Annotated in this window: 22 protein-coding genes, 15 tRNA genes and 1 other annotated feature; of the genes, 34 read left to right on the top strand and 3 right to left on the bottom strand. The window is 34.9% G+C overall.

Translation table 11 applies throughout. The features are described from left to right. The first annotated feature begins 4 nt into the window (after positions 1-4). From N4A68_09000 to N4A68_09070, 15 genes are all read left to right on the top strand, one after another. Positions 5-81 (top strand) — tRNA-Asp (locus tag N4A68_09000). A gap of 4 nt (positions 82-85) precedes the next feature. Next, positions 86-161: transfer RNA gene (locus N4A68_09005), tRNA-Thr, on the top strand. A gap of 16 nt (positions 162-177) precedes the next feature. Continuing rightward, a tRNA-Tyr gene (locus tag N4A68_09010) sits at positions 178-262 on the top strand. Positions 263-343: 81 nt separating this feature from the next. Further along, positions 344-417 (top strand) — tRNA-Gly (locus N4A68_09015). A 4-nt stretch (positions 418-421) separates the two neighbouring features. Beyond that, positions 422-498, top strand: a tRNA-Arg gene (locus N4A68_09020). Positions 499-516: 18 nt separating this feature from the next. Continuing rightward, positions 517-592, top strand: a tRNA-Gln gene (locus N4A68_09025). A 37-nt stretch (positions 593-629) separates the two neighbouring features. After that, positions 630-705, top strand: a tRNA-Lys gene (locus N4A68_09030). Between the two features lie 63 nt (positions 706-768). Next, positions 769-857: transfer RNA gene (locus tag N4A68_09035), tRNA-Ser, on the top strand. Positions 858-863: 6 nt separating this feature from the next. Next, positions 864-956: transfer RNA gene (locus N4A68_09040), tRNA-Ser, on the top strand. Positions 957-963: 7 nt separating this feature from the next. After that, a tRNA-Ile gene (locus N4A68_09045) sits at positions 964-1,040 on the top strand. Between the two features lie 91 nt (positions 1,041-1,131). After that, a tRNA-Trp gene (locus tag N4A68_09050) sits at positions 1,132-1,207 on the top strand. Positions 1,208-1,242: 35 nt separating this feature from the next. After that, positions 1,243-1,319, top strand: a tRNA-Pro gene (locus N4A68_09055). A gap of 6 nt (positions 1,320-1,325) precedes the next feature. Beyond that, positions 1,326-1,402: transfer RNA gene (locus tag N4A68_09060), tRNA-Ile, on the top strand. A gap of 30 nt (positions 1,403-1,432) precedes the next feature. Then, positions 1,433-1,509: transfer RNA gene (locus tag N4A68_09065), tRNA-Ile, on the top strand. Between the two features lie 6 nt (positions 1,510-1,515). Next, a tRNA-Phe gene (locus tag N4A68_09070) sits at positions 1,516-1,591 on the top strand. Positions 1,592-1,661: 70 nt separating this feature from the next. On the opposite strand, the gene N4A68_09075 is transcribed toward N4A68_09070, so the two are convergent. Then, the gene (locus tag N4A68_09075; GenBank protein ID MCT4564441.1) at positions 1,662-2,675 is read right to left on the bottom strand and encodes a ribonuclease H-like domain-containing protein; all 1,014 of its coding nucleotides are present in this window, start codon (positions 2,673-2,675) and stop codon (positions 1,662-1,664) included. A gap of 597 nt (positions 2,676-3,272) precedes the next feature. Between N4A68_09075 and N4A68_09080 the strand changes: the two genes are divergently transcribed. Then, a complete protein-coding gene (locus tag N4A68_09080; protein MCT4564442.1) occupies positions 3,273-3,692 on the top strand; it encodes a nucleoside recognition protein in 420 nt (139 codons plus the stop codon). Positions 3,693-3,710: 18 nt separating this feature from the next. After that, entirely contained in the window at positions 3,711-4,154 is a 444-nt protein-coding gene (locus N4A68_09085) for a nucleoside recognition protein (GenBank protein MCT4564443.1), read from the top strand. Positions 4,155-4,319: 165 nt separating this feature from the next. Here the strand turns inward: N4A68_09085 and N4A68_09090 are convergent, their stop codons facing one another. Beyond that, positions 4,320-5,315 (bottom strand): asparaginase, encoded by a 996-nt coding sequence (locus N4A68_09090; protein ID MCT4564444.1) that lies wholly within the window; start codon positions 5,313-5,315, stop codon positions 4,320-4,322. A 589-nt stretch (positions 5,316-5,904) separates the two neighbouring features. Between N4A68_09090 and N4A68_09095 the strand changes: the two genes are divergently transcribed. The 16 genes from N4A68_09095 to N4A68_09170 all read left to right on the top strand — a co-directional run bounded on the left by N4A68_09095 (position 5,905) and on the right by N4A68_09170 (position 18,832). Further along, positions 5,905-6,480, top strand: coding sequence for a 5-formyltetrahydrofolate cyclo-ligase (locus N4A68_09095; protein ID MCT4564445.1), 576 nt, complete (start codon positions 5,905-5,907; stop codon positions 6,478-6,480). A gap of 280 nt (positions 6,481-6,760) precedes the next feature. Continuing rightward, positions 6,761-7,534 (top strand): FAD-dependent thymidylate synthase, encoded by a 774-nt coding sequence (gene thyX, locus N4A68_09100; protein ID MCT4564446.1) that lies wholly within the window; start codon positions 6,761-6,763, stop codon positions 7,532-7,534. Positions 7,535-8,026: 492 nt separating this feature from the next. After that, positions 8,027-8,281, top strand: a complete 255-nt coding sequence (locus N4A68_09105) for a YhdT family protein (GenBank protein MCT4564447.1) — start codon at positions 8,027-8,029, stop codon at positions 8,279-8,281. 44 nt (positions 8,282-8,325) lie between these two features. Beyond that, on the top strand, positions 8,326-9,783 hold the full coding sequence (gene panF / locus N4A68_09110) for a sodium/pantothenate symporter (GenBank protein MCT4564448.1): 1,458 nt from the start codon (positions 8,326-8,328) through the stop codon (positions 9,781-9,783). Positions 9,784-10,088: 305 nt separating this feature from the next. After that, positions 10,089-11,249: a cysteine desulfurase gene (locus N4A68_09115; protein ID MCT4564449.1), complete on the top strand. Its 1,161-nt coding sequence runs from the start codon at positions 10,089-10,091 to the stop codon at positions 11,247-11,249. Between the two features lie 4 nt (positions 11,250-11,253). Then, a complete protein-coding gene (gene thiI, locus N4A68_09120) occupies positions 11,254-12,429 on the top strand; it encodes a tRNA 4-thiouridine(8) synthase ThiI (GenBank protein ID MCT4564450.1) in 1,176 nt (391 codons plus the stop codon). A gap of 420 nt (positions 12,430-12,849) precedes the next feature. Beyond that, on the top strand, positions 12,850-13,185 hold the full coding sequence (spoIIAA, locus tag N4A68_09125; GenBank protein ID MCT4564451.1) for an anti-sigma F factor antagonist: 336 nt from the start codon (positions 12,850-12,852) through the stop codon (positions 13,183-13,185). 31 nt (positions 13,186-13,216) lie between these two features. After that, a complete protein-coding gene (spoIIAB, locus tag N4A68_09130) occupies positions 13,217-13,639 on the top strand; it encodes an anti-sigma F factor (GenBank protein MCT4564452.1) in 423 nt (140 codons plus the stop codon). Further along, entirely contained in the window at positions 13,629-14,411 is a 783-nt protein-coding gene (gene sigF / locus N4A68_09135; protein MCT4564453.1) for an RNA polymerase sporulation sigma factor SigF, read from the top strand. Before spoIIAB ends, sigF begins: the two co-directional genes overlap by 11 nt. A gap of 134 nt (positions 14,412-14,545) precedes the next feature. Beyond that, entirely contained in the window at positions 14,546-14,704 is a 159-nt protein-coding gene (locus N4A68_09140) for a hypothetical protein (GenBank protein ID MCT4564454.1), read from the top strand. Between the two features lie 20 nt (positions 14,705-14,724). Then, on the top strand, positions 14,725-14,880 hold the full coding sequence (locus N4A68_09145) for a hypothetical protein (protein MCT4564455.1): 156 nt from the start codon (positions 14,725-14,727) through the stop codon (positions 14,878-14,880). A gap of 32 nt (positions 14,881-14,912) precedes the next feature. Then, positions 14,913-15,371: a stage V sporulation protein AC gene (spoVAC, locus tag N4A68_09150; protein ID MCT4564456.1), complete on the top strand. Its 459-nt coding sequence runs from the start codon at positions 14,913-14,915 to the stop codon at positions 15,369-15,371. A 12-nt stretch (positions 15,372-15,383) separates the two neighbouring features. Further along, positions 15,384-16,403 carry a stage V sporulation protein AD gene (gene spoVAD, locus N4A68_09155; protein ID MCT4564457.1) on the top strand — a complete coding sequence of 340 codons (1,020 nt, stop codon included), beginning with the start codon at positions 15,384-15,386 and terminating at the stop codon, positions 16,401-16,403. Between the two features lie 10 nt (positions 16,404-16,413). Continuing rightward, positions 16,414-16,770: a stage V sporulation protein AE gene (gene spoVAE, locus N4A68_09160; GenBank protein ID MCT4564458.1), complete on the top strand. Its 357-nt coding sequence runs from the start codon at positions 16,414-16,416 to the stop codon at positions 16,768-16,770. A 27-nt stretch (positions 16,771-16,797) separates the two neighbouring features. Then, complete coding sequence (locus N4A68_09165) at positions 16,798-17,385, top strand: stage V sporulation protein AE (GenBank protein ID MCT4564459.1); 588 nt, start codon at positions 16,798-16,800, stop codon at positions 17,383-17,385. Beyond that, positions 17,360-18,832, top strand: a complete 1,473-nt coding sequence (locus N4A68_09170; GenBank protein ID MCT4564460.1) for a spore germination protein — start codon at positions 17,360-17,362, stop codon at positions 18,830-18,832. The genes N4A68_09165 and N4A68_09170 overlap by 26 nt, the downstream gene beginning before the upstream one ends. A gap of 83 nt (positions 18,833-18,915) precedes the next feature. Here N4A68_09170 and N4A68_09175 read toward each other — a convergent pair whose 3' ends face one another. After that, complete coding sequence (locus N4A68_09175) at positions 18,916-21,963, bottom strand: transglycosylase domain-containing protein (GenBank protein ID MCT4564461.1); 3,048 nt, start codon at positions 21,961-21,963, stop codon at positions 18,916-18,918. 375 nt (positions 21,964-22,338) lie between these two features. Next, positions 22,339-22,545 (top strand) — a binding site (T-box leader). Positions 22,546-22,591: 46 nt separating this feature from the next. Between N4A68_09175 and tyrS the strand changes: the two genes are divergently transcribed. Beyond that, entirely contained in the window at positions 22,592-23,818 is a 1,227-nt protein-coding gene (tyrS, locus tag N4A68_09180) for a tyrosine--tRNA ligase (GenBank protein MCT4564462.1), read from the top strand. The last annotated feature ends 140 nt before the right edge of the window (positions 23,819-23,958 follow it).

The raw sequence follows: 23,958 nt of genomic DNA on the forward strand, positions 1-23,958 counted from the left end.
TTATGGTCCAGTAGTTCAGTTGGTTAGAACGCTAGCCTGTCACGCTAGAGGTCGAGAGTTCGAGTCTCTTCTGGATCGCCATTTTGCTGGTGTAGCTCAATTGGCAGAGCAGCTGACTTGTAATCAGCAGGTTGCGGGTTCAAGTCCCATCACCAGCTCCATTTTAATATTTAATCCGGAGGGATGCCCGAGTGGCTAAAGGGGGCGGACTGTAAATCCGTTGTCGACGACTACACTGGTTCGAATCCAGTTCCCTCCACCAAGATAAAAAAACTTGTAATAAGCTTTGGCTTGAAAAAAGTTTTATGGTGTTTGCCAAATTGGTAAATAAATTCCCTTATATGCGGGTGTAGCTCAGTGGTAGAGCCCCGGCCTTCCAAGCCGGTTGCGAGGGTTCGATCCCCTTCACCCGCTCCAATATGTGCCCATAGCTCAGCAGGATAGAGCAACGGCCTTCTAAGCCGTGTGTCCGGGGTTCGAATCCCTGTGGGCACGCCATATACATATATATTGTATTGGGGATTAGCCAAGTCGGTAAGGCAACGGACTTTGACTCCGTCATTCACAGGTTCGAGTCCTGTATCCCCAGCCAATTTTACATAACTAGCTTTGATGTTGGTTATTATTATGACCCATTAGCTCAGTCGGTAGAGCACCTGACTTTTAATCAGGGTGTCCCGCGTTCGAGTCGCGGATGGGTCACCAGTTTTATTTGTTTTTTCGAACAAATAAAAGCTAAGTACCTTTTGGTAATTAACTACCTTATTCGGAGGGGTGTCCGAGTGGTTTAAGGAGCTGGTCTTGAAAACCAGTGACTCCGCAAGGGGCCGTGGGTTCGAATCCCACCTCCTCCGCCAATATGTGGAGAAGTACTCAAGTAGGCTGAAGAGGACGGTTTGCTAAACCGTTAGGTCGGGTTTACCGGCGCGCGGGTTCGAATCCCGCCTTCTCCGCCATGTATAGGGGCCTTTAGCTCAGTTGGTCAGAGCGTCCGGCTCATAACCGGCAGGTCCGGGGTTCGAGTCCCTGAAGGCCCACCAAGTCAACAAAACTTTATAGCGAGCTTTAGCTCGAGAAAAGTTTTGTGGTTTTTACCGATAGGTAAAAAGACTTCCTTATTAACTTTATAGTAGGGGTGTAGTTCAGTTGGTAGAACGACGGTCTCCAAAACCGTATGTCGTGGGTTCAAGTCCTGCCACCCCTGCCAGTTTTGATTTTAGAGGAAAGTTTTAAATGTGTTTTCGGGGTGTAGCGCAGTTTGGTAGCGCATCTGGTTTGGGACCAGAGGGTCGCGGGTTCAAATCCTGCCACCCCGACCATTGTGAGGGCTTATAGCTCAGCTGGTTAGAGCGCACGCCTGATAAGCGTGAGGTCGGTGGTTCAAGTCCACTTAAGCCCACCAAGTCAACAAAACTTTAATGTCAATTAATATGGACCTTTAGCTCAGTTGGTCAGAGCGTCCGGCTCATAACCGGCAGGCCCGGGGTTCGAGTCCCTGAAGGTCCACCAAGATTTGCCCAGATAGCTCAGTCGGTAGAGCAGGGGACTGAAAATCCCCGTGTCGGTGGTTCGATTCCGCCTCTGGGCACCATTAAAAACTATATGCAATTGCATATAGTTTTTTTTATGTTCTATAGTTTTGCTAGTGTAGATATATGTACCTATAGATTGGACTTTATAATATATGAAGAGAAATCCTTAATGAAATTATAGATGTTAATATCTTTAATTTCATTATCTATTTTAACTAAGTATTTCAATTTTTCCTCATTATCTATTTCAGATAAATTATAATCTTTATAGTTAATTTCATTTAAATTTATAAATGAATATTTTCCCACACCTTCGATATTAGCATTTAATAAGGGGATTTTGAATATGAATTTAGTATCCTTTTTCATAAGTCTAAAATTGTAATTGGGATTATAAAGTATAATGTCTTGGGGTAAGTTTCCTTGAAAATTCCCAGACACCTCTAAGAAATCCTTATTTATATGGTATCCAAGAATTCTGATCTTGAGCTCACTATTCACAGAAAATTCCTTTGGAAAATGGGTGAAAACCCTATCTTTATTGATAAAGTTTAGGATTTTAAGGGTAGGCAAAAGATGTAATATATCTTCATAGTTATGGAGTAAGATTTTCTTTTTCAAACTGATATCCTTTGTGATCTCATACTTTTTAAAAAGTCTAACACTTTCTCTACCATCTATTGTATCCTTTCTATTTATACCTAAGAATCTTTCAACGGTTTTTAGTTTGCAATTATCTAAGCCTAGCATGCCTTTATTTTTTCTAACCGCTTTATATAGATCAAAATTATAATAAGGCTCTATTTGATAATTCAGATTATGTTTTAAAAACCTTTTGTTTAGAAATGGTATATCGAAATTAGCTCCATTGTATGTAATATAAAGGTTAAAGTCTTTAAAGGTAGCAATAAAGGCTTTAAGTAATTCTAGTTCCTCGCTAGAATTTTCACAAAAAAATTGCTTAATTATAACATTTTCCTTTTCTTGATACAAGACTCCAATTAAGATAACTTTGTCATAATTTCTATTTAAACCAGTGGTTTCTATATCAAAAAGAACAGACCTTGTATTGTCTAGTAGCAGCTCATTAAAGATAGGTGGCAAACTATAAGATATTTGTTTGCTATTTGTTATTATATCCATTATTAAACCTCCTAAAATAACATAATGCATTTGAGTTAGAAATAGATAGATTAACTATACTGTATATATTATACAATAAAAGATGTCCAGAATTAAGATGAAATAATATTTACAGACACACCTATGCAAATGGTGCGATGATATTATAAAAATATGTTCTGAAATTAAGGAACTGAAAAATCGAATAGACGTATACAAAATATTAGACCTAAACCAATTACTAGTTAAAGGATAATTCTATATATATGTAGAATATAAATAAGTTACAAAGAGCTTTAATATAGAGATTTCCAAAAGTTAAACTTAATTTATACATCTGAAAATATCCGATGTTTCTAGGGAATTTTGATGTGTAAAAATTAATTATTAACCTGAGTTATCTATAGAGGAAATTGCATAACTCTTACTTGGCAGAATTGCATATGCGAATATCATCCTATATTTAATTGCTTAAGATATAAGCATATTTGATGGTATGGCTTTGAAGAATTTTGGACTACATATGGTAGATAGTTTTTGTAGAAGGTAATTATGCAATTTGCTCTATAGATAATATAAGTACTGAAAGTTTTCTAAAAATAAGTTAGGAGGATTTGGATGGTTAATATTGATACTATTAAACGGGGTACAAAAAATGGTTTTAATACTGTAATAGATCTAGGCAAGTTTATAATACCTGTTTATTTTATTGTTACAATCCTTAAATATACTCAGGTTTTAAATTATATAGCTACGTGGTTTGAGCCTATTATGAAAGCTTTTGGGTTACCGGGAGAAGCAGCAGTAGTTCTAGTTTTAGGAAATGTACTTAATATTTATGCAGCCATAGGAGCTATATCCTCCATAACTTTAACGGCTAAACAAATCACTATTATAGCAGTCATGTTATCATTCTCCCATACCTTACCCGTGGAGACTGCGGTTAGCAAGAAGGTAGGAGTTAGTGTTGCAGTAGTGTTGGTGATTAGAATTGGCTTAGCTATCATTTCGGGATTAATACTCAATCTAATAATCTGAGTAGGGGGTGAACTATAAATGACTGAAATAATGACTATAGTGACGGAAGGGCTAATAGGAGGATTCAAATCTGTTTTTAATATAGCAATCATAGTATTTCCACTTATGATTCTAATGGAGATAGCAAAGGATTTAAATTTACTTGATAAAATTGCAGATTTCTGTAAACCCTTAACAAAATGGATGGGGGTATCAAAGGAATCAGCTTTTCCATTAGCTATTGGACTAGTATTTGGGTTGGCCTATGGAGCGGGAATAATAATACAAAGTGCAAAGGAAGGAAATTTAGATAAGAGAAGCTTAATTCTTGTGTCCATCTTTCTAGTCTGTTGTCACGCAGTTATTGAAGATACTTTGATTTTTGTTGCTGTTGGAGCCAATGGATTTCTATTGCTAACCATGAGATTAGTTACTGCCTTAGTTTTAACTATTGTTATATCAAGAAAACTACCGGATATATAGGAGATATAGGTTAAATATTATGCAATAGGATTGACTAATAAACAGATACATATTCATAAAGTGCCATTCGTTTTTTAAAAAAAGTAGGAGCTAAGAATGACAAATAACTACATTCTTAGCTCCTACTAGCTTGAGCTGAAAGGGGTATCTTTTTATATAAACTTTCTATTTTGTATAAAAATCTTTTTCAAAAATTTCTTTGATTTTCTTACCGTCTTCAGTAATTGATAGTGCTAACATAAGTTTAATTCTAGCTTTTTGTCCATTAAGACTGCCTCCAAATATAACCCCTAGGTTTCTTAGAGTTTTTCCTCCTCCATCATAGCCATAGGAATCAAGAACCCTTCCCATTGGACATCGGGATACAAGAACAACTTTTACTCCCTTAGATATAGCATTTTTGATACCCGATACCATCATAGGAGGAATATTACCCCTGCCCATTGCTTCTATTACTATACCCTTAGCACCCTTGTCAACACAAAAGTCTATTAGGGAAGAATCTATTCCTGCATAGGTCTTAATAAGGTATACATTTTCTTCTATGCTGTCGGTTTCGATATGATGATGTTTCACAATGTCTCTATAAAATATAACTTCGTCATTATCTACTATGCCTAAAGGGCCAAATTCTAAGGATTTAAAAGTGTCCAAGCTAAGGGTATGAGTCTTAGTAACTTCACTAGCAGCATTTACTTCATTATTCATAACAACAAGGACACCTTTATTTTGTGCTTGGTCAGAAATAATAGTACATATGGCCGCAGCTAGATTACTTGGGCCATCATAGCCTAGCTCTGAACCATTTCTCATTGCACCAGCAATAACTATGGGTTTATTTGAGAATATATTTAAATCCAATAGGAAGGCTGTTTCTTCCAAGGTATCAGTACCATGGGTAATCACGATCCCGTCAATATCATCTCTTTGTATCAATGTTTTTACTAGTCTAGATAGATTCATCATTTTTTGTGGGGTCATATGGGGACCAGGTATTGTCTCAAAATTAACCATTTCTATATCCGCAAACTTATCTATATTTGTAACCATAGACATTATTTCTTCACTGGATAAAGCTGGAATAGCGGCAGAAATTCTGGGATCAATTTTCATTGATATAGTTCCCCCCGTAAAAACAACAGCTACCTTCTTATTTGCCATAAAGTACCTCCTTTAAAAAGCTTATACTATTATTATTATATAATAACCATATCATTAAATAAAAGAATATTAAGATATATTAAATAAATTATAATAATCAATTTAAATGTATAGATTTCCCAAAGTTAAACTTAATTTATACATCTCAAAATATCCGATGTTTTTAGGGATTTTTGATGTGTATAAATTAATTGTTTAACTGGAATATCTATACATATTTCCAAAAGTTAAACTTAATTTATACATCTCAAAATATCCGATGTTTCTAGGGGGTTTCAATGTGATGCCTAGTATAGAGATGATAATTTAGAACAAAAAAAAGTAAAAGATTTACCAAAGGTAAATCTTTTACTTGGGGTATTGGGAATAGAGATTATATGATTGAGGTTTTCCAGGGGGATAACCACATAGAAATTATAACAAAATTCGACAAAGAATGCAAGGAAATTGTCAAAAAAAGTAGAAAAAATATTTTCCAATTTATGAATTTATAAAGTAGGTAGTATTTGCAATGATTTATTGGATTATTCTGTGAAGTGGAGTAAAATATAAATAGTGATAAATGGGATATGTATAGGAGGATAATCATATGTGTACTAAGGATGCTATGAGGAATCAATTTTTGAAAAAAAGAAGGAAGATGAAGAAGGAAGAAGCTATAAAATGTAGTGAAAGTATAATCCATCGGCTAATGGGTTTAAAAGCTTTTAAAGAATCTAAAAATATTATGATATACTTAAGTTTTAATAATGAGGTTGATACATATAAACTTATGGAGGATTGCTTTAATAATGGGAAAAGAGTTATTGTACCATATTGCATAAAGGAAGAAAGAAAAATAGTACCTAGTGAGATAAAAGATCCCGATATTGAGCTTAAAACTAGTTCCCTTGGTTTTAAGGAGCCAGACTTAGCAAACCTGAGGGAAGTAGAAACAGAGGATATAGATTTAGTAATAGTTCCTGGGGTGATTTTTGATAAATCCGGCAATAGGATAGGTTTTGGAGGGGGCTATTATGATAGATTTCTTAAAAGATTAAAAAATACTACCATAACAATTGCTATATGCTATGATTACCAATTAATTGATAAGGTACCCGTGGATGAGTTGGATATACCTGTAGGATGTATTATAACCGATAAAAGGATAGTTAATATTAAATGAGCAAATTGCATAATTACTTTCTATAAAAACCATCTACTACATGTAGTTTAAAAATCTTCAAAGCTATACCACCAAATATGCTTATATCTTAAGCAATTAAATTAAGGATGATATTTGCATATGCAATTGTGCCAAGTAAGAGTTATGCAATTTCCTCAAATAAAAAAAGCTCATTTAATACTTTTGTTTTTTGAGCTTTATTGGTAAACATAATTATATCAACCCCTAGTCTTTTATGTTATAATAATAAGCATGTAAAATATTATGAGGGGGAAACAAAATGAGTGCTAAATTAAAGGTGAATCTTTTAAGATATACTCCAGATGCTGAAAAACTCATTGCTTCAGCGGCTAAGCTTTGTTATTCAGCGGTTGGAGTAGATAAAATAGAAGACAAGCTAACAGGGGAAAATACTGATAAATTTTTAAATATGCTAATGGGAATGGGACATGAATCACCCATTGAACATGTTAGCTTTACCTTTGGGGTTGAGGGTGTTAGTAGGGTGCTTACCCATCAACTAGTAAGGCATAGAATTGGATGTTCCTATTCACAGCAATCCCAAAGATATGTTAAGTTAGACCAGTTCGAGTACATAATACCACCTGCAATAGAGAGTGTTCCCGAGGCGAAGGAAAAATTTATTAAAGCCATGGAAGAAGATCAAAGAACCTACAATGAATTGGCCGATATATTGTTTGAAAAACATTTTAAGAGCTACGTAGAAGATGGATGTAGTGAGAAGAAAGCTAAAGGGTTTGCAGAGAAAAGGGCCATAGAGGATGCAAGGTATATTTTTCCGAATGCCTGTGAAACTAAGATTGTTGTTACTATGAATGCCAGGGCATTAATTAACTTTTTTAAGCATAGATGCTGTAATAGGGCTCAATGGGAGATCAGAGAATTAGCAACTGAAATGCTTAGACAGGTAAAGGCTGTGGCACCAACTTTATTTAAATATTCTGGACCAAATTGTTTGAATGCTCCTTGTCCTGAGGGAAGCATGACCTGTGGAGAAATAAAGGAAGTAAGAGAAAAATTCAATGCATTATAATAAAAATTAAAAAATTTCAAAAATAGATTTGAATATACTGCTTTACTATGCTAAAATATTATCGGATAGTATCTTCTATAGGAGCTATACCGTAGATAGTTTTATTTAAAACATAATAACGTGGTTGATCTGCTCTGAGCCAGCTATATGGACCGAGACAGAAGGAATTAGTGTTGAATGTTTAATAGTCTTATTTTATAGACTTTTAATATAAATATCGACTCTTTCTATGTCTTTTTGTACATACTAGACTCAGAAAGGGTTTTTTTGTTGCAATTAATTTATTAAGAAAGCTTTTGATTAAACCCATATTATTCATAGAATGGTTGAAAAAGTGCAAGTAGTTTTGATTTCTAAGACATTTATCAAATTCGAAGGCATACCTAGACGGTACGTCGAAGATTTGATGAATGCCTTAGAAACAAAAGGACGTAGTAGAGTTTTAAATTTTCTATGGATAATCTGGGTTAAAAAAGAAGGGAGTGATTGGACATGAATAACAGGGAAAAAAATAGAATCTTAAACAAGGAAGCTTGTATAACTATTGGTCTCTATATTTTCTTTTTTATATGGTGGTATGGTTTTGCCTATGGGCTAGGATCAAAGGACCCTTCTGAGTATTCATATGTTTTAGGGTTTCCGAGCTGGTTTTTCTATAGCTGTATACTAGGCTATGTAGTAATATGTCTATTGTTATGGTTTGTAGTGAAGAAATTTTTTGTTGATGTTGATTTTGATGAGGAATAATTTTTAGATAATGTTCCTAAGGGAGCTTTTTAAAGGAGGTCAATATGGGTAATATTCAAATAATTATACCAATGATAGTTTATTTAGCACTTATGTTATACATAGCTTACCGTAGTAATAGAGTAACTACACAATCAGAGGGAGAAGGATTTTTACAGGAATATTTTATTGGTGGCAGGAGTATGGGAGGCTTTGTACTAGCTATGACTTTGATAGCAACATACACTAGTGCCAGTAGTTTTATAGGAGGGCCAGGAGTAGCTTATAAGCTAGGACTTGGGTGGGTTTTACTTGCTATGATACAAGTACCTACTGCATTTATAACGTTAGGGGTTCTAGGTAAAAAATTTGCTATAATATCTAGAAAGATTGGTGCGGTTACAGTAACTGAATATCTGAGAGCTAGGTATAAAAGTGATGGGGTTGTAATTCTATCTTCTATTGCTATTCTCGTATTTTTTTCAGCCGCAATGATAGCCCAATTCATTGGAGGGGCAAGGCTATTCCAAACTGTTACAGGGTATCCCTATATTGTAGGCCTTATGATATTTGGAATTACTGTTGTAATCTATACAGCTATAGGTGGATTTAGGGCAGTGGCTGTGACAGATGCGATACAAGGTGTTGTAATGATTTTTGCTACGATATTTCTATTCTTTGCAGTTATAAAAAACGGTGGAGGATTAAAAAATATAATGGATTCATTATATCAGATTAATCCTGCCATATTAACACCGGATTCCGGTGGAGCAATAGCGAAACCCTTCATTCTATCATTTTGGGTATTAGTTGGTTTTGCAGTATTAGGTTTACCCCAAACTACAATTAGATGTATGGGTTTCAAAAACTCTAAATCCCTACATAATGCAATGGTAATAGGAACTGCCGTAGTTGGGTTTTTAATGCTTGGAATGCATTTAGTAGGGGTTTTGGGCTCAGTTATAGTTCCAGACATACAGGTAGGAGATTTGGCCGTACCAAATATAACTTTGAAGGTATTACATCCTATTTTAGCAGGGATATTTATTGCTGGACCATTAGCCGCTATAATGTCAACGGTTGATTCTATGCTCATACTAGCGTCAGCTACCATAATTAAAGACTTATATATAAATTATGGAGGGAAGGATATATCATCAAAGAAGGTCAGTAAATTGAGCTTTTATACAACTGCTATTTTAGGGATTATAGTATTCTTATTATCAATAAAGCCTCCAGAGTTGTTGGTTTGGATCAATTTATTTGCCTTTGGGGGTCTTGAAGCCGCATTCCTGTGGCCTACTATCATGGGATTGTATTGGAAGAGAGCAAATTCCACAGGGGCTTTATTGTCTATGATCACAGGGATTGCTGCATATTTTTATTTTACAATCCTGAAGATAAAATGGTTAGGAATGCATCAGATAGTACCTACTGTACTAATATCCTTAGCGGCATTTATAATAGGAAGCTTGATGGGTAAAAAAAGTGATGAGGATACGATTAAATTATTCTTTGGATAGAATGGGGAAGTAAATTATCACTTCCCCAGGCCGATGACAAATGCCCAATTTCTGCGTTGCTGTTGGAATTTCCGGTACTCACTTGCAGTCAAAGCAAGCTCCGTTCCTCAATTCCAACGTGCCTTGAACTTGGGCGTTTGTCTCAGCCTGTCATCTTGCATACTTTGTCTACAATCTGAGGAAGTGAATTATCACTTCCTTTTTTCATGAATAATATCTGAATATAACGTCTCCCTTTACAAAAACTATTGAGTAAGATAAAATATGGAAAGAACATTTAATAATATGTGGCAGGAGTGTTTTGAATGGAAGTATATTTAGATAATGGAGCTACGACAAAGCCAAGGGAAGAAGTAATAGATATAATGATAAAATCAATGGAAGAATACTATGGAAATCCATCGTCATTGCATAGTAAGGGTGTTGAGATTGAAAGGCTGGTAAAAAAAGCTCGAAGGCAAGTGGCTAAGGCTTTGGGTGCCAATGAAGGGGAAATATATTTTACATCCGGGGGCACTGAATCAAATAATTTAGCTATTTTAGGAGCCTTGGAAGGTAATAAAAGAAAAGGAAAACATATAATTACTACTAGGATAGAACACCCTTCTGTCTTACATGTATTTAAAGAATTAGAAGAACAGGGGTATGATGTATCATATCTGAGGGTTGATGGAAATGGATTAATAGATATTGATGAATTCCAAAAAGTATTAAGGGATGATACGGTTTTAATAAGTATAATGTATGTAAACAATGAGGTTGGAACCATAGAGCCCATATCTGAGATATGTAATATAATTAAGAATAGAAAAAATAGACCGCTGTTTCATGTAGATGCTATACAAGCCTTTGGGAAAGTAAGCTTTAGCTTAAAAAGGCTTAAGGTGGATATTATGTCTATAAGTGGACATAAAATACATGGTCCAAAGGGGATAGGAGCCTTATTTGTAAGAAAGGGAACAAAAATCAAGTCAATCATTTTTGGCGGAAATCAAGAATTGGGATTAAGATCAGGGACTGAAAATGTACCGGGGATTCTTGGATTGGGAGTTGCGGCTGAGCTTGTGAAGAATGAACTTGATTTAAACATCAATAGTATGAAAAACCTAAAGGCAAAGCTTTTACAAGGCATCAAGAATAATTTAGAAGACATAAAATTAAATGGAGCAATTGGTGAAGGTTCCGCACCCCATATACTTAATATTTCATTTAAAGGAATTAGAGGTGAGGTATTACTTCATACTCTGGAACAAGAAGGTATTTATGTTTCGACGGGTTCTGCATGTTCTTCTAAGAAGAAATCATTTAGTCATGTTTTAAAGGAAATGAAGCTTACTAATGAAGAAGTGGAAGGGGCTATACGCCTTAGCTTCAGTCCTCAGAATACTGTAGAGGAAATTGAATATACCATAGACAAGCTTTGCAGTACGGTTAAAGATCTAAGAAAAGTTATTGGTAGGAGATGATAAAATGGAAAAGGTACTTATTATTAGATGTGGAGAGATAAGCTTAAAGGGACTTAATAGACCATATTTTGAGAATACACTTTTGAGAAACATTAAGACAGTTATAAAATCCATTGGGAAAATGAATGTATACAAGGCTCATGGTAGGATTTATATAGATCTAGAGGCATATGATGAAGAGGAAGTAATTGAAACTGTTACTAAGGTATTCGGAATAGTTTCAGTAAGTGTGGCATATATTTTTGAAGCGGAAATGGATAGAATTTGTGAAATGGCCTTAGAACAAGCCAAGGAATGTATAGAAGAAGATGATATAAAAACCTTTAAAGTAGAATCAAAACGGGGGAATAAAAGATTTCCTATTAAGTCACCAGAGATAAGCAGGACAGTGGGGGGTTATATATTAGAAAATACTGATGAATTAAAGGTTGATGTACATAATCCCGATGTTATAATCAATGTAGAAGTGAGGGACAAGGCATATGTCTATTCTAGAAAAATGCCTGGTTTTGGTGGAATGCCCTATAAAACTGGTGGTAAGGCAATGCTATTGCTTTCTGGAGGTATAGATAGTCCTGTGGCAGGGTGGCTTGTAGCTAAAAGAGGGGTGGAAATTGAAGCAGTACACTATCATAGTTATCCATTTACAAGCGATAGAGCCAAGGAGAAGGTAATAGATTTAGCTAAGATTTTAAGTAAATATTGTGGAAGAGTTAGATTACATTCCATTAATCTTTTAAATATACAGAAAGCTATAAATGAAAATTGTCGTGCTGAGGAGATGACAATACTTTCTAGAAGATTTATGATGGCAATAGCTGAAAGGGTGGCATTAGATAGAAAATGTAAAGCATTAGTAACTGGAGAAAGCATTGGACAGGTTGCAAGTCAAACTATGGAGAGTATAAATGTAACAAATGCCACTGTAAATATGCCAGTATTTAGGCCGCTAATTGCTATGGATAAGATGGATATAGTAAAGATTTCTAAAATAATAGATACCTATGAAACATCAATATTACCCTTTGAAGATTGTTGTACAGTATTCTTACCCGATAGGCCTGTTACAAAGCCAAGACTTGATAAAATTTTAGAGTCTGAAAAACTACTGGATGTAGAAGGGTTAATTAATGATGCAATTAGTCATATGGAAGTAATCATAGCAAAACATGAAGACTAAACAATATTAAGGATTGAGGAAATTGCATAACTCTTACTTGGCTGAGCCTAATATAGAGAGTTTAGGGTAAATCTTAATTTATACATAGCAAAATATCCGATGTTTCTGGGGAGTTTTGATATGTACAAATTAAAGTTTTGACTGGAATCTCTATATGGGAATATCATCCTTAATTTAATTACTTAAGATATAAGCATATTTGATGGTTTTTATAGAAAGTAATTATGCAATTTCTTCGATTAATTTTCAGGTGTCATTTTGACGCCTTTTTTTTATTTGTAAGTCAAATCGAAGAAACTAATGACCCTTTATTTGACAAAATTAGAACCAGTATTTACAAAAATAGCTAAATTTCATTGAAGGAAAAATACATGGATTCAAGAATATAATATAACACAAAGAAATATAGGGGGGATTCGATTGCGACTTAATTTAAAAGTAGAAAATAATATATTAGTTGTCTATCTAGATGGAGAATTGGATCATCATTCTGCTGAAGAGGTAAGAGAAGATATTGACTCTGCCATAGATTCTAAGAATATTAGGAACTTAATTTTTGAGCTGTCAAATATGAAATTTATGGATAGTTCTGGCATTGGTGTCGTTATTGGAAGGTATAAGAAGATAGATAATCTAGGGGGAAAAGTAGGCGTTGTTATTTCCAATCCCCACGTAGATAGGATTTTTCAAATGGCGGGAATATATAAGATCATAAATAAGTACTCTACAAAAGAAGAAGCTTTAGCTAATATGTAAAGGGGTGAATAGATTGAATTTCCAAAACTATATGAAGATAGAGTTTTTAAGCAAATCTCAAAACGAATCTTTTGCAAGAGTTGTTGTAGCTTCATTTGTATCACAGCTCGATCCAACTATAGAGGAATTAGCTGATATAAAAACTGCAGTCTCCGAAGCCGTTACCAATGCAATAATACATGGTTATGAGAGCCCAAATGAAAAGGTAGTTATAGAATGTAAAATAATTGGAAATACTATAGAGATTGTAATAGAAGATTTTGGCGATGGGATTGAGGATATTGAACTTGCCAGACAGCCTTTATATACTTCAAAGCCAGAACTAGAAAGATCTGGTATGGGTTTTACCGTAATGGAAACCTTTATGGATGATATTTATATTGAGTCCGAAAAAGGTGAAGGAACAAAAATTAGTATGAAAAAGAGGATAAGGGCTGGGGAAGATGGGGAGTAGATATTATGGGGTGACTGCTTCATTTAAAGAGAATAATAACTTTGATACAGAAAGAACAATGTTCTTAATAGACAAGGCTCAAAATGGCGATAGAGAAGCTCAAGCTATATTAGTTGACGAAAATCTAGGATTAGTAAAAAGCTTAGTTAGTAGATTTGATAATAGAGGCTATGAAAGGGATGATATATTTCAGTTAGGTAGCATTGGATTAATTAAGGCAATACATAAATTTGATTCAAGTTATGGAGTCAGATTTTCTACTTATGCAGTGCCAATGATAATCGGAGAAATCAAAAGATTTTTAAGGGATGATGGTATTATCAAAGTAAGTAGAAGCCTAAAGCAAACTGCAACAAAGGTCAAATATACAAAGGAGGCACTATCTAAGCGATTGGGAAGAGAGCCAACAATAAATGAGATAGCCGATGAACTAAAGATTGATAAAGAAGAAATTGTTATGGCACTAGAATCAAATATCCATCCTGACTACCTATATGACGTAATACATCAAAATGATGGATCACCAATACATTTAATTGACAAAATAAGTGAAACTAAGAGCGATGATAATGAAAGGATCATTGATAATATTGCCTTGAAGGAAGCTTTAAGTAAATTAAAGCCTAGGGAAAGGCAGATAATTATTTTAAGATACTTTAAGGATAAAACTCAATCACAAATCGCTGAAGGCTTGGGCATATCTCAAGTACAGGTTTCTAGGATTGAAAAGAAAGTATTAGGTTTAATGAAAAAAATATTAGAGAAGACGTGATTATCATGTCTTTATTTTTTTGGAATTAATAAATAGTAATATGGTTAATACTATAATTAATAGAGCAAATTGCATAATTAACTTTCATTAAAACTATCATGCAATTTCATCAATAAATATATTGAGGTGGTATAATGAGGAATTCAATTAGTAAAAAAACAATAATAATAGTATTTATAATTATGCTTTCGGCAACCACATTTTATTATTCATATAAAAAAAATAAAAGCAACAGACCAATTGCTGCAAAGCTAGTTTATACGGATACAGATGTATCTAGTTCCATATTATAGATAGTTTTGGAGGAATCATTATGGATTTAGACTATAAAAAGAATATTAGCTCAAATTTACTGTTTATTAAAAACCATGAAGAGCATGAAAAGAGACATCAGTGTGATAATGTAATGATTAACAAGGATATCACGGGGAAAGATATTAAAACCAGTTTAATGGATATCAAAAATTGACCGGGATATGACTTCTCCATGGAGGTGTTAAGGTGAAAAAACAAATCACTCAGGTAAGTAAGGAAAAGGAATATAAGGAATATGTAAATAAGAAAGTGCCTAAACCCACCTATCTCAAAAACTGCATCTGGGCGTTCATAGTAGGTGGAGCAATTTGCACATTTGCCCAGTTTATTTTGAATACTTTAAAGGATTCAGGATTGAATAAGACCGATGCTAATACAGTGACAGTAATCATAATGGTATTCTTGGGAGCATTTCTAACTGGATTGGGGATATATGATAAGCTCGGCAAAGTAGCAGGTGCTGGATCTATAGTGCCAATTTCAGGATTTGCCAACTCCATTGTGGCACCAGCCATGGAATTCAAGCGAGAAGGCTATGTACTTGGTGTGGGGGCAAAGATGTTTAGTTTAGCTGGTCCAGTTTTAGTATATGGATTTGGATCTTCAGTAATTATTGGTTTACTTTACTATTTTTTGACTAAATAGGGAGGGATAGATTTGGCAATAAAAAAAATAGGAACTCAAACCGTAAAATTTGATAGTCCACCTATAATAACAGGAACCAGTAGTATCGTCGGACCCAAAGAAGGAGAAGGGCCCCTTAGTCCATATTTCGATGTAATACTACAGGATGATCTTTTCGGGGAAAAGAGTTGGGAACTTGCGGAAAGTAAAATGCTCCGTGAAACTGTAAAATCAGCAGTAGAAAAGTCGAATAAAAAGTTATCCGATATAGAATATATGTTTTCTGGAGATTTGCTAAATCAGCTAATGTCAGCATCCTTTGCCGCTAGGGATTTAGGCATACCATTTTTTGGTCTTTATGGAGCATGCTCTACCATGACAGAGTCATTAAGCTTAGGGTCGATGATTGTGGATGGAGGTTATGCAGACAATATAATAGCAGTCACCTCTAGTCATTTTAGTTCTGCCGAGAGACAGTTTAGATTCCCATTAGAGCATGGTAATCAAAGAAAGCTTACGGCACAATGGACAGTAACCGGTGCAGGTGCAGCGGTGGTTTCTTCCTTTGGAGAGGGGCCAGAAATCAATTATGTAACCACTGGTAAGGTTGTTGATTTAGGTATAAAGGATGTTAATAATATGGGAGCCGCAATGGCTCCAGCAGCTGCGGATACCATAGTTAAGCATTTTGAGGATACAGGACTTCCCACGGATTATTATGATTTGATTGTTACAGGGGATTTGGGTCAAATTGGGAAAGAAATAGCCGAAGAATTGGTTTTAGATAAGGGTTACAATATTTTACGCAATTATAACGATTGTGGGCTACTAATATTTGATAATGACGCTCAGGATACCCATGCTGGTGGCAGTGGATGTGGATGTTCTGCTTCGGTATTTTGTGGTTATATTTTTAAAGAAATGTCAAAAAATAATTTAAACAAAGTACTTTTGATTTCCACAGGAGCATTGTTATCGGTCACAAGTACACAACAGGGTCAATCAATTCCTGGAATTGCCCATGCTGTTTCAATAATAAATAAAGGTAGTTAGGAGGCTTTATATGGATTATATAAGAGCATTTATAGTGGGCGGAGCCATATGTGTCATAGGACAACTCTTAATGGATGGGACAAAGCTTACTCCTGCCCATGTATTAGTCTCATTTGTAACAGCGGGAGCCATCTTGGGGGCCCTTGGAGTATACGAACCCATAGTAAAGTTTGGTGGCACAGGGGCAACCATACCACTAACAGGATTTGGTTATTCCTTGTCAAAGGGAGCAATAGATGGGGTTAAGAAGGCAGGTATACTTGGAGCTTTTAGTGGAGGGATTCAAGCGACGGCAGGTGGTGTCGCCGCAGCTATTGTGTTTGGATATATCATGGCAGTAATATTTACTCCTAAGAGTAAAAAATAGACTAAATAAGTTAGGATGGTCAAAATTATGGAAAATAAGAGAAAAATAATAATTGTTACAGATGGTGATGGATTTGCTAGGAGAGCAGTAGAAAGAGCCACAAAAAATGTAGGTGGAAGATGTATCTCTAGATCCGCCGGGAATCCCACTCCTTTAAGGGGAAAGGAAATAGTTGAAAATATAAAAAGTGCCAAGCATGATCCCGTTGTAGTTATGGTAGATGACAGAGGACATAATAGAATGGGAAAAGGCGAAGAAGCTTTAGAATACATTGTGAACCATGAAGATATAGAACTCTTGGGAGTGATTGCTGTAGCATCTAATACTCATTATGTCAATGGAGTAGAAGTTGACTTTTCTATAACAAGTGATGGTGAAGTAATAAAAGGAGCCGTCAATAAATCCGGAGAAAGAACCGATGAGAAGATTCTCTTCGGAGATACTGTTGATGTGTTAGGAGAATATGATATTCCTTTGATTGTTGGCATAGGAGATATAGGAAAGATGGATGGCAAGGATGATTGTGAAATTGGAGCCCCTATCATAACAAAGGCTATGGAAGAAATAATTAACAGGAGTGGGAGTAAGGATGAAGCTGTCAAAAAAAATAGATAAAAACATAGAATTATTGGATAAAAGAATTGGCATATCGAAAAGCTTTGATGTAGTTAATAGAGAAGTAAAAATTGGAGGCAGAGCTGCCTCATTGCTATTTATAGATGGTTTTGCCAAGGATGACATAATGCTTTTTATCCAGAAAACTCTTCAAGGATTGGAAAAAGAGGATATAAATCCTAATACCATTGAAAAGTTAATGACAGAGGAGATAGCTTATCTAGAGGTTGAAACCACATCGGAAGTCAAGCAAATAGAATTTATGGTTCTATCCGGTGCTTTAGCCATATTAATAGATCAGGAGGATAGGGCAATTATACTAGATGTTAGAACCTATCCTGCAAGGGGGCCAGAGGAGCCGGAACTAGAAAAGGTGACTAGAGGGTCAAGGGATGGTTTTACAGAAACTTTAGTATTTAATACTGTATTAATACGAAGAAGAATAAGAGATCCAAATTTAAGGTTTGAAATAACCAAGGTTGGGAAGAGATCTCAGACAGATGTTGTCATAGGGTATATAAAGGATATAGCCAATCCAAAACTAATCAATGATCTAAAGAAAAAGATAGATAAAATCAATACGGATGCATTAGAAATGTCAGAAAAGACCTTGGAAGAATTTATACTGGGAAGAAATTGGAATCCTTTGCCCCAGGCGAGGTATACAGAAAGGCCAGATGTTACAGCCTCACATCTATTGGAAGGGCATATAATCATAATAGTAGATAATTCACCAAGTGTTATGATAGTACCCGTTACTATGTTTCATTTTACACAACATGCACAGGATTATTATCAAAATCCTGCGGTTGGAACTTATTTTAGATGGATAAGATTTATTGGTATGATATTCTCTTTAATAATTCCCCCTCTTTGGCTTTTGTTGGTATATTATAAGGGAAGTGTTCCAGAATGGCTTGAGTTTCTGGGGCCCAGAAAAACCGGTGAAATTCCTTTGCTTATACAATTTATTATACTTGAATTGGGAATTGACTTATTAAGGACGGCTTCAATACATACACCAAATGTTTTATCAACTTCTCTATCAATAATAGGAGGATTAATCCTAAGTGAATTCGCCATAAAGGTTGGATGGTTTGTTCCAGAAACAGTACTTTATATGGCGGTAGCAGGATTAGGTATGTTTGCAACTCCAAGTATCGAGTTTTCCATGGCCCTAAGATTATTTGGATTAATTTTACTTATATCTACCGGGGTGTTCAAAATATATGGATTTATTGCAGCTCTTATATTTATATGCATAGTATTCGTCACCACAAAGTCCCTAGGGTATATAAGATATACATGGCCGCTGATACCATTTGATTGGAAGGCATTGTCTACTATACTCACCAGAAAGCCAATACCTGAGGTCAAAGCTAGACCCAGTTTTTTAGGCCCTATAGACAGGGATGCCGCTCCTCCAGATGATAGTGTACCAAAGTAGAATAAAATTCACTTGAGTTTTATAAATTTAAAACTCTAATCCAATAGGTAAAACCCCGGTAGATGAATTCTACCGGGGTTTCACTAATCATTACTATCTATTAAACTATTATCATCGCTATCGATTATATTGGGGAGATTTACATCTGGAAGATCAATATTGTCTGGTAAAATATTATCCAATTTAGATTTAATTGTTCCATCCGGATAAATAATGGTACCGTCTATTAAAAGCTTAGTTCCGTCTGGAAAAATCTTAGTCCCATTTGGTAAAACTATAGTTCCTAAGGGCAAGTTTTCAATAGGATTATTGAAATTATTTCTATTAAAAATTGATGTATGAATATCACAATATTCAGTAGGAAGCTCATTGGTATAGTCCCTAGGAATGATGCCATTGTGTTCTTCCGGTTTATATGGTATAGGTCTTTTGATAAAAATCTGCGAACCGATAAGGTCATCTGGACAGTATTCCGTAGCAAGTTTTCCACTTTCAGAGCATACAACGGCCTTAACGTGAACATCGTCGTATTCAGTTGGTGCAGTACCTTTAATAAAGTATTCGTTTCTTATATGTCCAGCTTCCTTTGAAAGCTCCGTAGCACGCTTGCCAGATTTAGTATCTATAGTCACCCTAACCAATCCATCGGGCTTTTCAAATCCCTTATTTGGAAGATCCTTATGTATCTCCGTCATTATTTTATTCCAGAGAATAGCACTCAGTTTACTTCCATTAGGTAGTGATGTTTGTATGTCATTTCCTATCCATACACCAGCCACATAATATGGAGTATATCCTACGAACCAAGCATCGATTTTATCTGAGGTAGTACCTGTTTTACCCGCCGCAGTCATTCCACTTTTGAGTCTTGCACTCCTAGCAACACCAGATTCTTCTACACCACTTCTCATTATATCTGTAATTAAAAAGGATACTTGAGGGTTTACTACAAAGGTTTTTAAGGCTTTGTTTTCTAATATGATATTACCATTTCTATCGGTAACCTTTGTAAAGGAATATGGTTTTATATGAACACCTTGATTTCCAAGACTTCCGTAGGCAGCTGTTAACTCTAAAGGTGAAATACCCCTTGTCATACCACCTAATGCCATGGCAGATGAATACATATCGGTTCTTGATCCAGATTCTACTATACTCGTAATGCCCATTTTCTTTAAGTACTCAACCGATGTAGTTACCCCAAGTCTTTCAGAAATGACGACTGGAGGAACATTGCAAGACCATTGCAGTGCATGTCTTAGGGTCATAAGACCCCAATAAGGGTATTGCTGATGGCTATACCAGTTTCTTGGCCAAAGTTTACCATTAGCATTATAATGGGGCACGTCATCTATTATAGATGCTGCCGTCCAGCCATTATCAAGGGCAGGAGCGTATATAGCTATTGGTTTAATTGAAGAACCAGGCTGTCTTGGATTTACAGCCCTATTAAATTGTTTTTGACCCTTTATATTTCTTCCGCCTATTAAGGCTTTGATTTCACCTGTCCTGTAGTCAAGTATAACGGTGGAGGATTGAGGTTGAATTGTACCCTTGCTGCCTATAGTATAATTTTCCTTTGAAATGAGGATGTTTCCGTCACTATCCTTCTTAAAGAAGTCAGGCTTTGAATTTAAAAATTCATTACTGACAATTAAATTTTTACCTGCATCAAAGGATTTATACTGAGATGGTACTTTAATACTACCACCTTTATAAATAAACATATCGTTATTTTCATTTGCTTTATATGAATCCTTTAGCCTTACTTGAATGCCAACCAATTTGTTATTGTCATACAAAGCATTGAAATTTAACCTTCTGTTTTTATATAGTAGTAAATCTCCATTGTCACCATACTTGAAGTCACCCTTAGGAATTATTAAATCCCCATTTTGATTGATAATATAACTTTGCTTATATAAAACTATTTGACCTTTATTATTTTTTATAACATTCCTTAAATTACCCTTGCTATCCTTTAATGATGGCATTTTAGGAAAGTTTTCATTATTGGCATATATCTTTTCAAGCTTAGTTTGCATATTCAGATCTAATGTACTATAAATATTTAGCCCCTGTGTATATAGCATATTTGCTGCTTCTTCTTTTGTAACATCAAACTCAGCCATTAGTGCATCGATAACCTCATCCTTAACTAGGTCTGTAAAGAAGGAAGATATATCGGTATTTTTAATTTTTCCAGGTTTAAGTCGGGTTTTCAGATCTACATTTTTAGCTTCTTGGTATTGTTCTTCGCTTATTTTATTGATAGTTTTCATATAAAATAAAACATCCGTGTATCTTTCCAAGCAGCTTTCATTGAAAACTATGGTATATAACTCATCACTATCATCTAATATGTAGTCATCATCTTTTACATCGCCCTTCTTTTTAGTTGTAAAAGGAGAATTATATGTAGGTCTTTGTGTTATACCAGCAATTAAAGCAGATTCAACTAAATCTAAGTCCTTAGCATCCTTTGAAAAATATTTTTGCGCTGCAGCTTGAACGCCATTAGCACCACTTCCAAGGGATATAGTATTTAGATATGCTTCAAATATTTGTTCTTTTTTCAAAGCCTTCTCTATTTGAATTGCATAATAGGCTTCTTTAATTTTTCTCGTTAGATTTCTTCGACTTTTAATTTCTGGCAAATAGACATTTCTAGCTAACTGTTGTGTAATTGTACTGGTACCTTTGATCTTACCATTTTTTAGTCCGCCGATAACAGCACCAACTAATCTTTTAAAATTGAAACCATGATGGTCGAAGAAAGTTCTATCTTCAGTAGCGATAAAGGCATTTTTTAAATCCTCATCAATTTCTTCATATTTAACAATAGTTCTTAAACCACCGCTTTGTATCTTTTCTAAAACATTACCATTACTATCGTAAACTACGGAATTTTCAGATAGCATCAATGGTATTTTTGATGGATCTACGGGCTGTACATCCTTTAATGCAGCTTTAATAAGGCCAGCAGCCACTCCAGCTCCTATAAACCCAATAATAATTAAGAGCAAAAAAGTAACTTTGAAAAAGAGTAAAATCTTATTTTTCTTTTTCTTTTCAGGCTTTTTTTTGCTTTCCTTCGATCTGGATGATCGACGTTTATTGCTTTCACTCATTTACAATTACCTCCCAATTTGTATAAAAGGGCTAAAAATAGTATAAACTATAGAAGATATTATATCACATCATGTTAAACTTGTTAATTGTATAAAAAATTTGAGAATATTAAGATAATGTTACTGATAAATTATGTTCACAAAATCAAGTAAAATGCTTATTGCCATTGACTGTGTTAGTAGATATTGGATAATGAGGAAGTTGCATAATATATATGGTATAGCTATTGAAATTCTAAAACCACATGTGGTAGATGGTTTTTATAGAAAGTAATTATGCGATTTGCTTTTAATGATATATTTTTTGAAAAAATAATTTGAAAAATTGTTGTTATTATAAATATATTATGGTAACATGAAGCTAATATCTATTCTTAAAAAACTGTGAAGGAATTGAGTAGTCGTCTATGGTTACAATATAAGAGAGTAGACCGGTGGGTGAGAGGTCTACAGTACATAGATGAACGAATTACACTCTGGAGTTTCGAAGTCCAAAAGCTTCGACGGCTACCATCCGTTATCGTGGGTTGAGGCATTATAATATGCGAATTAAGGTGGTACCACGACTTTCTCGTCCTTATAAAGATGAGAGGGTCTTTTTTATTGTTATTTAATTGGAGGGATTACGATGAGAAATGTTTATGATGTATTAGTAGAGCGTGGGTATATTAAACAAACTACCCATGAACAAGAAATTCGTGAGCTTTTAGGTAAGGAGTCGGTTACCTTTTATACAGGTTATGATCCAACAGCAGATAGTTTACATGTAGGACATTTTCTACAGGTAATGGTAATGTCCCATATGCAAAAAGCAGGTCATAGACCCATTTTCCTAATTGGCGGGGGAACTACTATGATAGGAGATCCATCGGGTAAAACTGATATGAGAAAAATGTTAACTCAAGAGCAAATTCAACATAATGGAGAATGTTTTAAGAAGCAGGTAGCCAATATGCTGGATTTTTCAGAGGGAAAAGCCATTATGGCTAATAATGCCGATTGGCTAATGAACTTAGAGTATATACCATTTATAAGGGAGATTGGAAGACATTTTTCAGTTAATAGAATGCTTACAGCAGAGTGCTATAAGGCTCGTATGGAAAAGGGTTTATCCTTTCTAGAATTTAACTATATGATTATGCAGTCATATGACTTTTATCAGCTAAACGAAAGATATGGATGTAAGCTTCAGCTTGGTGGAGATGACCAGTGGTCTAATATCATATCCGGGGCCGATTTAATCAGAAGAATGAAGGGTGAGCCAGCATATGGTATGACATTTACCCTTCTTACAAACAGTGAAGGTAAGAAAATGGGTAAGACCGAGGCCGGTGCCATATGGCTTGATGCTGAGAAAACATCTCCATATGAGTTTTACCAATACTGGAGAAATGTTGACGATGCTGATGTTGAAAAGTGCCTATCTTTGCTTACATTTTTACCTATGGATGAGGTAAGAAGACTGGGTGCCTTGGAGGGTGCAGAAATAAATACAGCTAAAGAAATTCTTGCCTTTGAAGTAACAAAATTGGTTCATGGTGAAGAAGAAGCTAAAAAGGCTAGTGAAGCCGCAAAGGCCTTGTTCGGAAAAGGCGCTAATATGGAGAATATTCCCTTTACTGAGATTCCAAGAACAGAGTTTTCAGAGGGAATGGAAATACTATCTCTTTTAACCAGAATTAATATAGTTTCATCAAAGGGTGAGGGGAGAAGATTAGTACAACAAAATGGATTATCAATTGAAGATGAAAAAGTGAAGGATATTAATCTTATTCTAAAGGAAGAAGATTTCAAGGATGATAAGCTCCTTATAAGAAAGGGAAAGAAGGTATATCATCAGGTAAGGTTGGTTTAGAATATCTATATATTGAAAATAAGGGATTGTTGACAAAGTCAATAAGATGACAGGCTACCTAAAAAGCCGAAGTTCGAGGCGTGGTGAAAGCAAGAGACCGTAGCGTATATAGACATACGTAAGGGTTCTTGCTTGAAGCA

The sequence above is a fragment of the Maledivibacter sp. genome (assembly GCA_025210375.1).
Lineage (GTDB): Bacteria > Bacillota > Clostridia > Peptostreptococcales > Caminicellaceae > JAOASB01.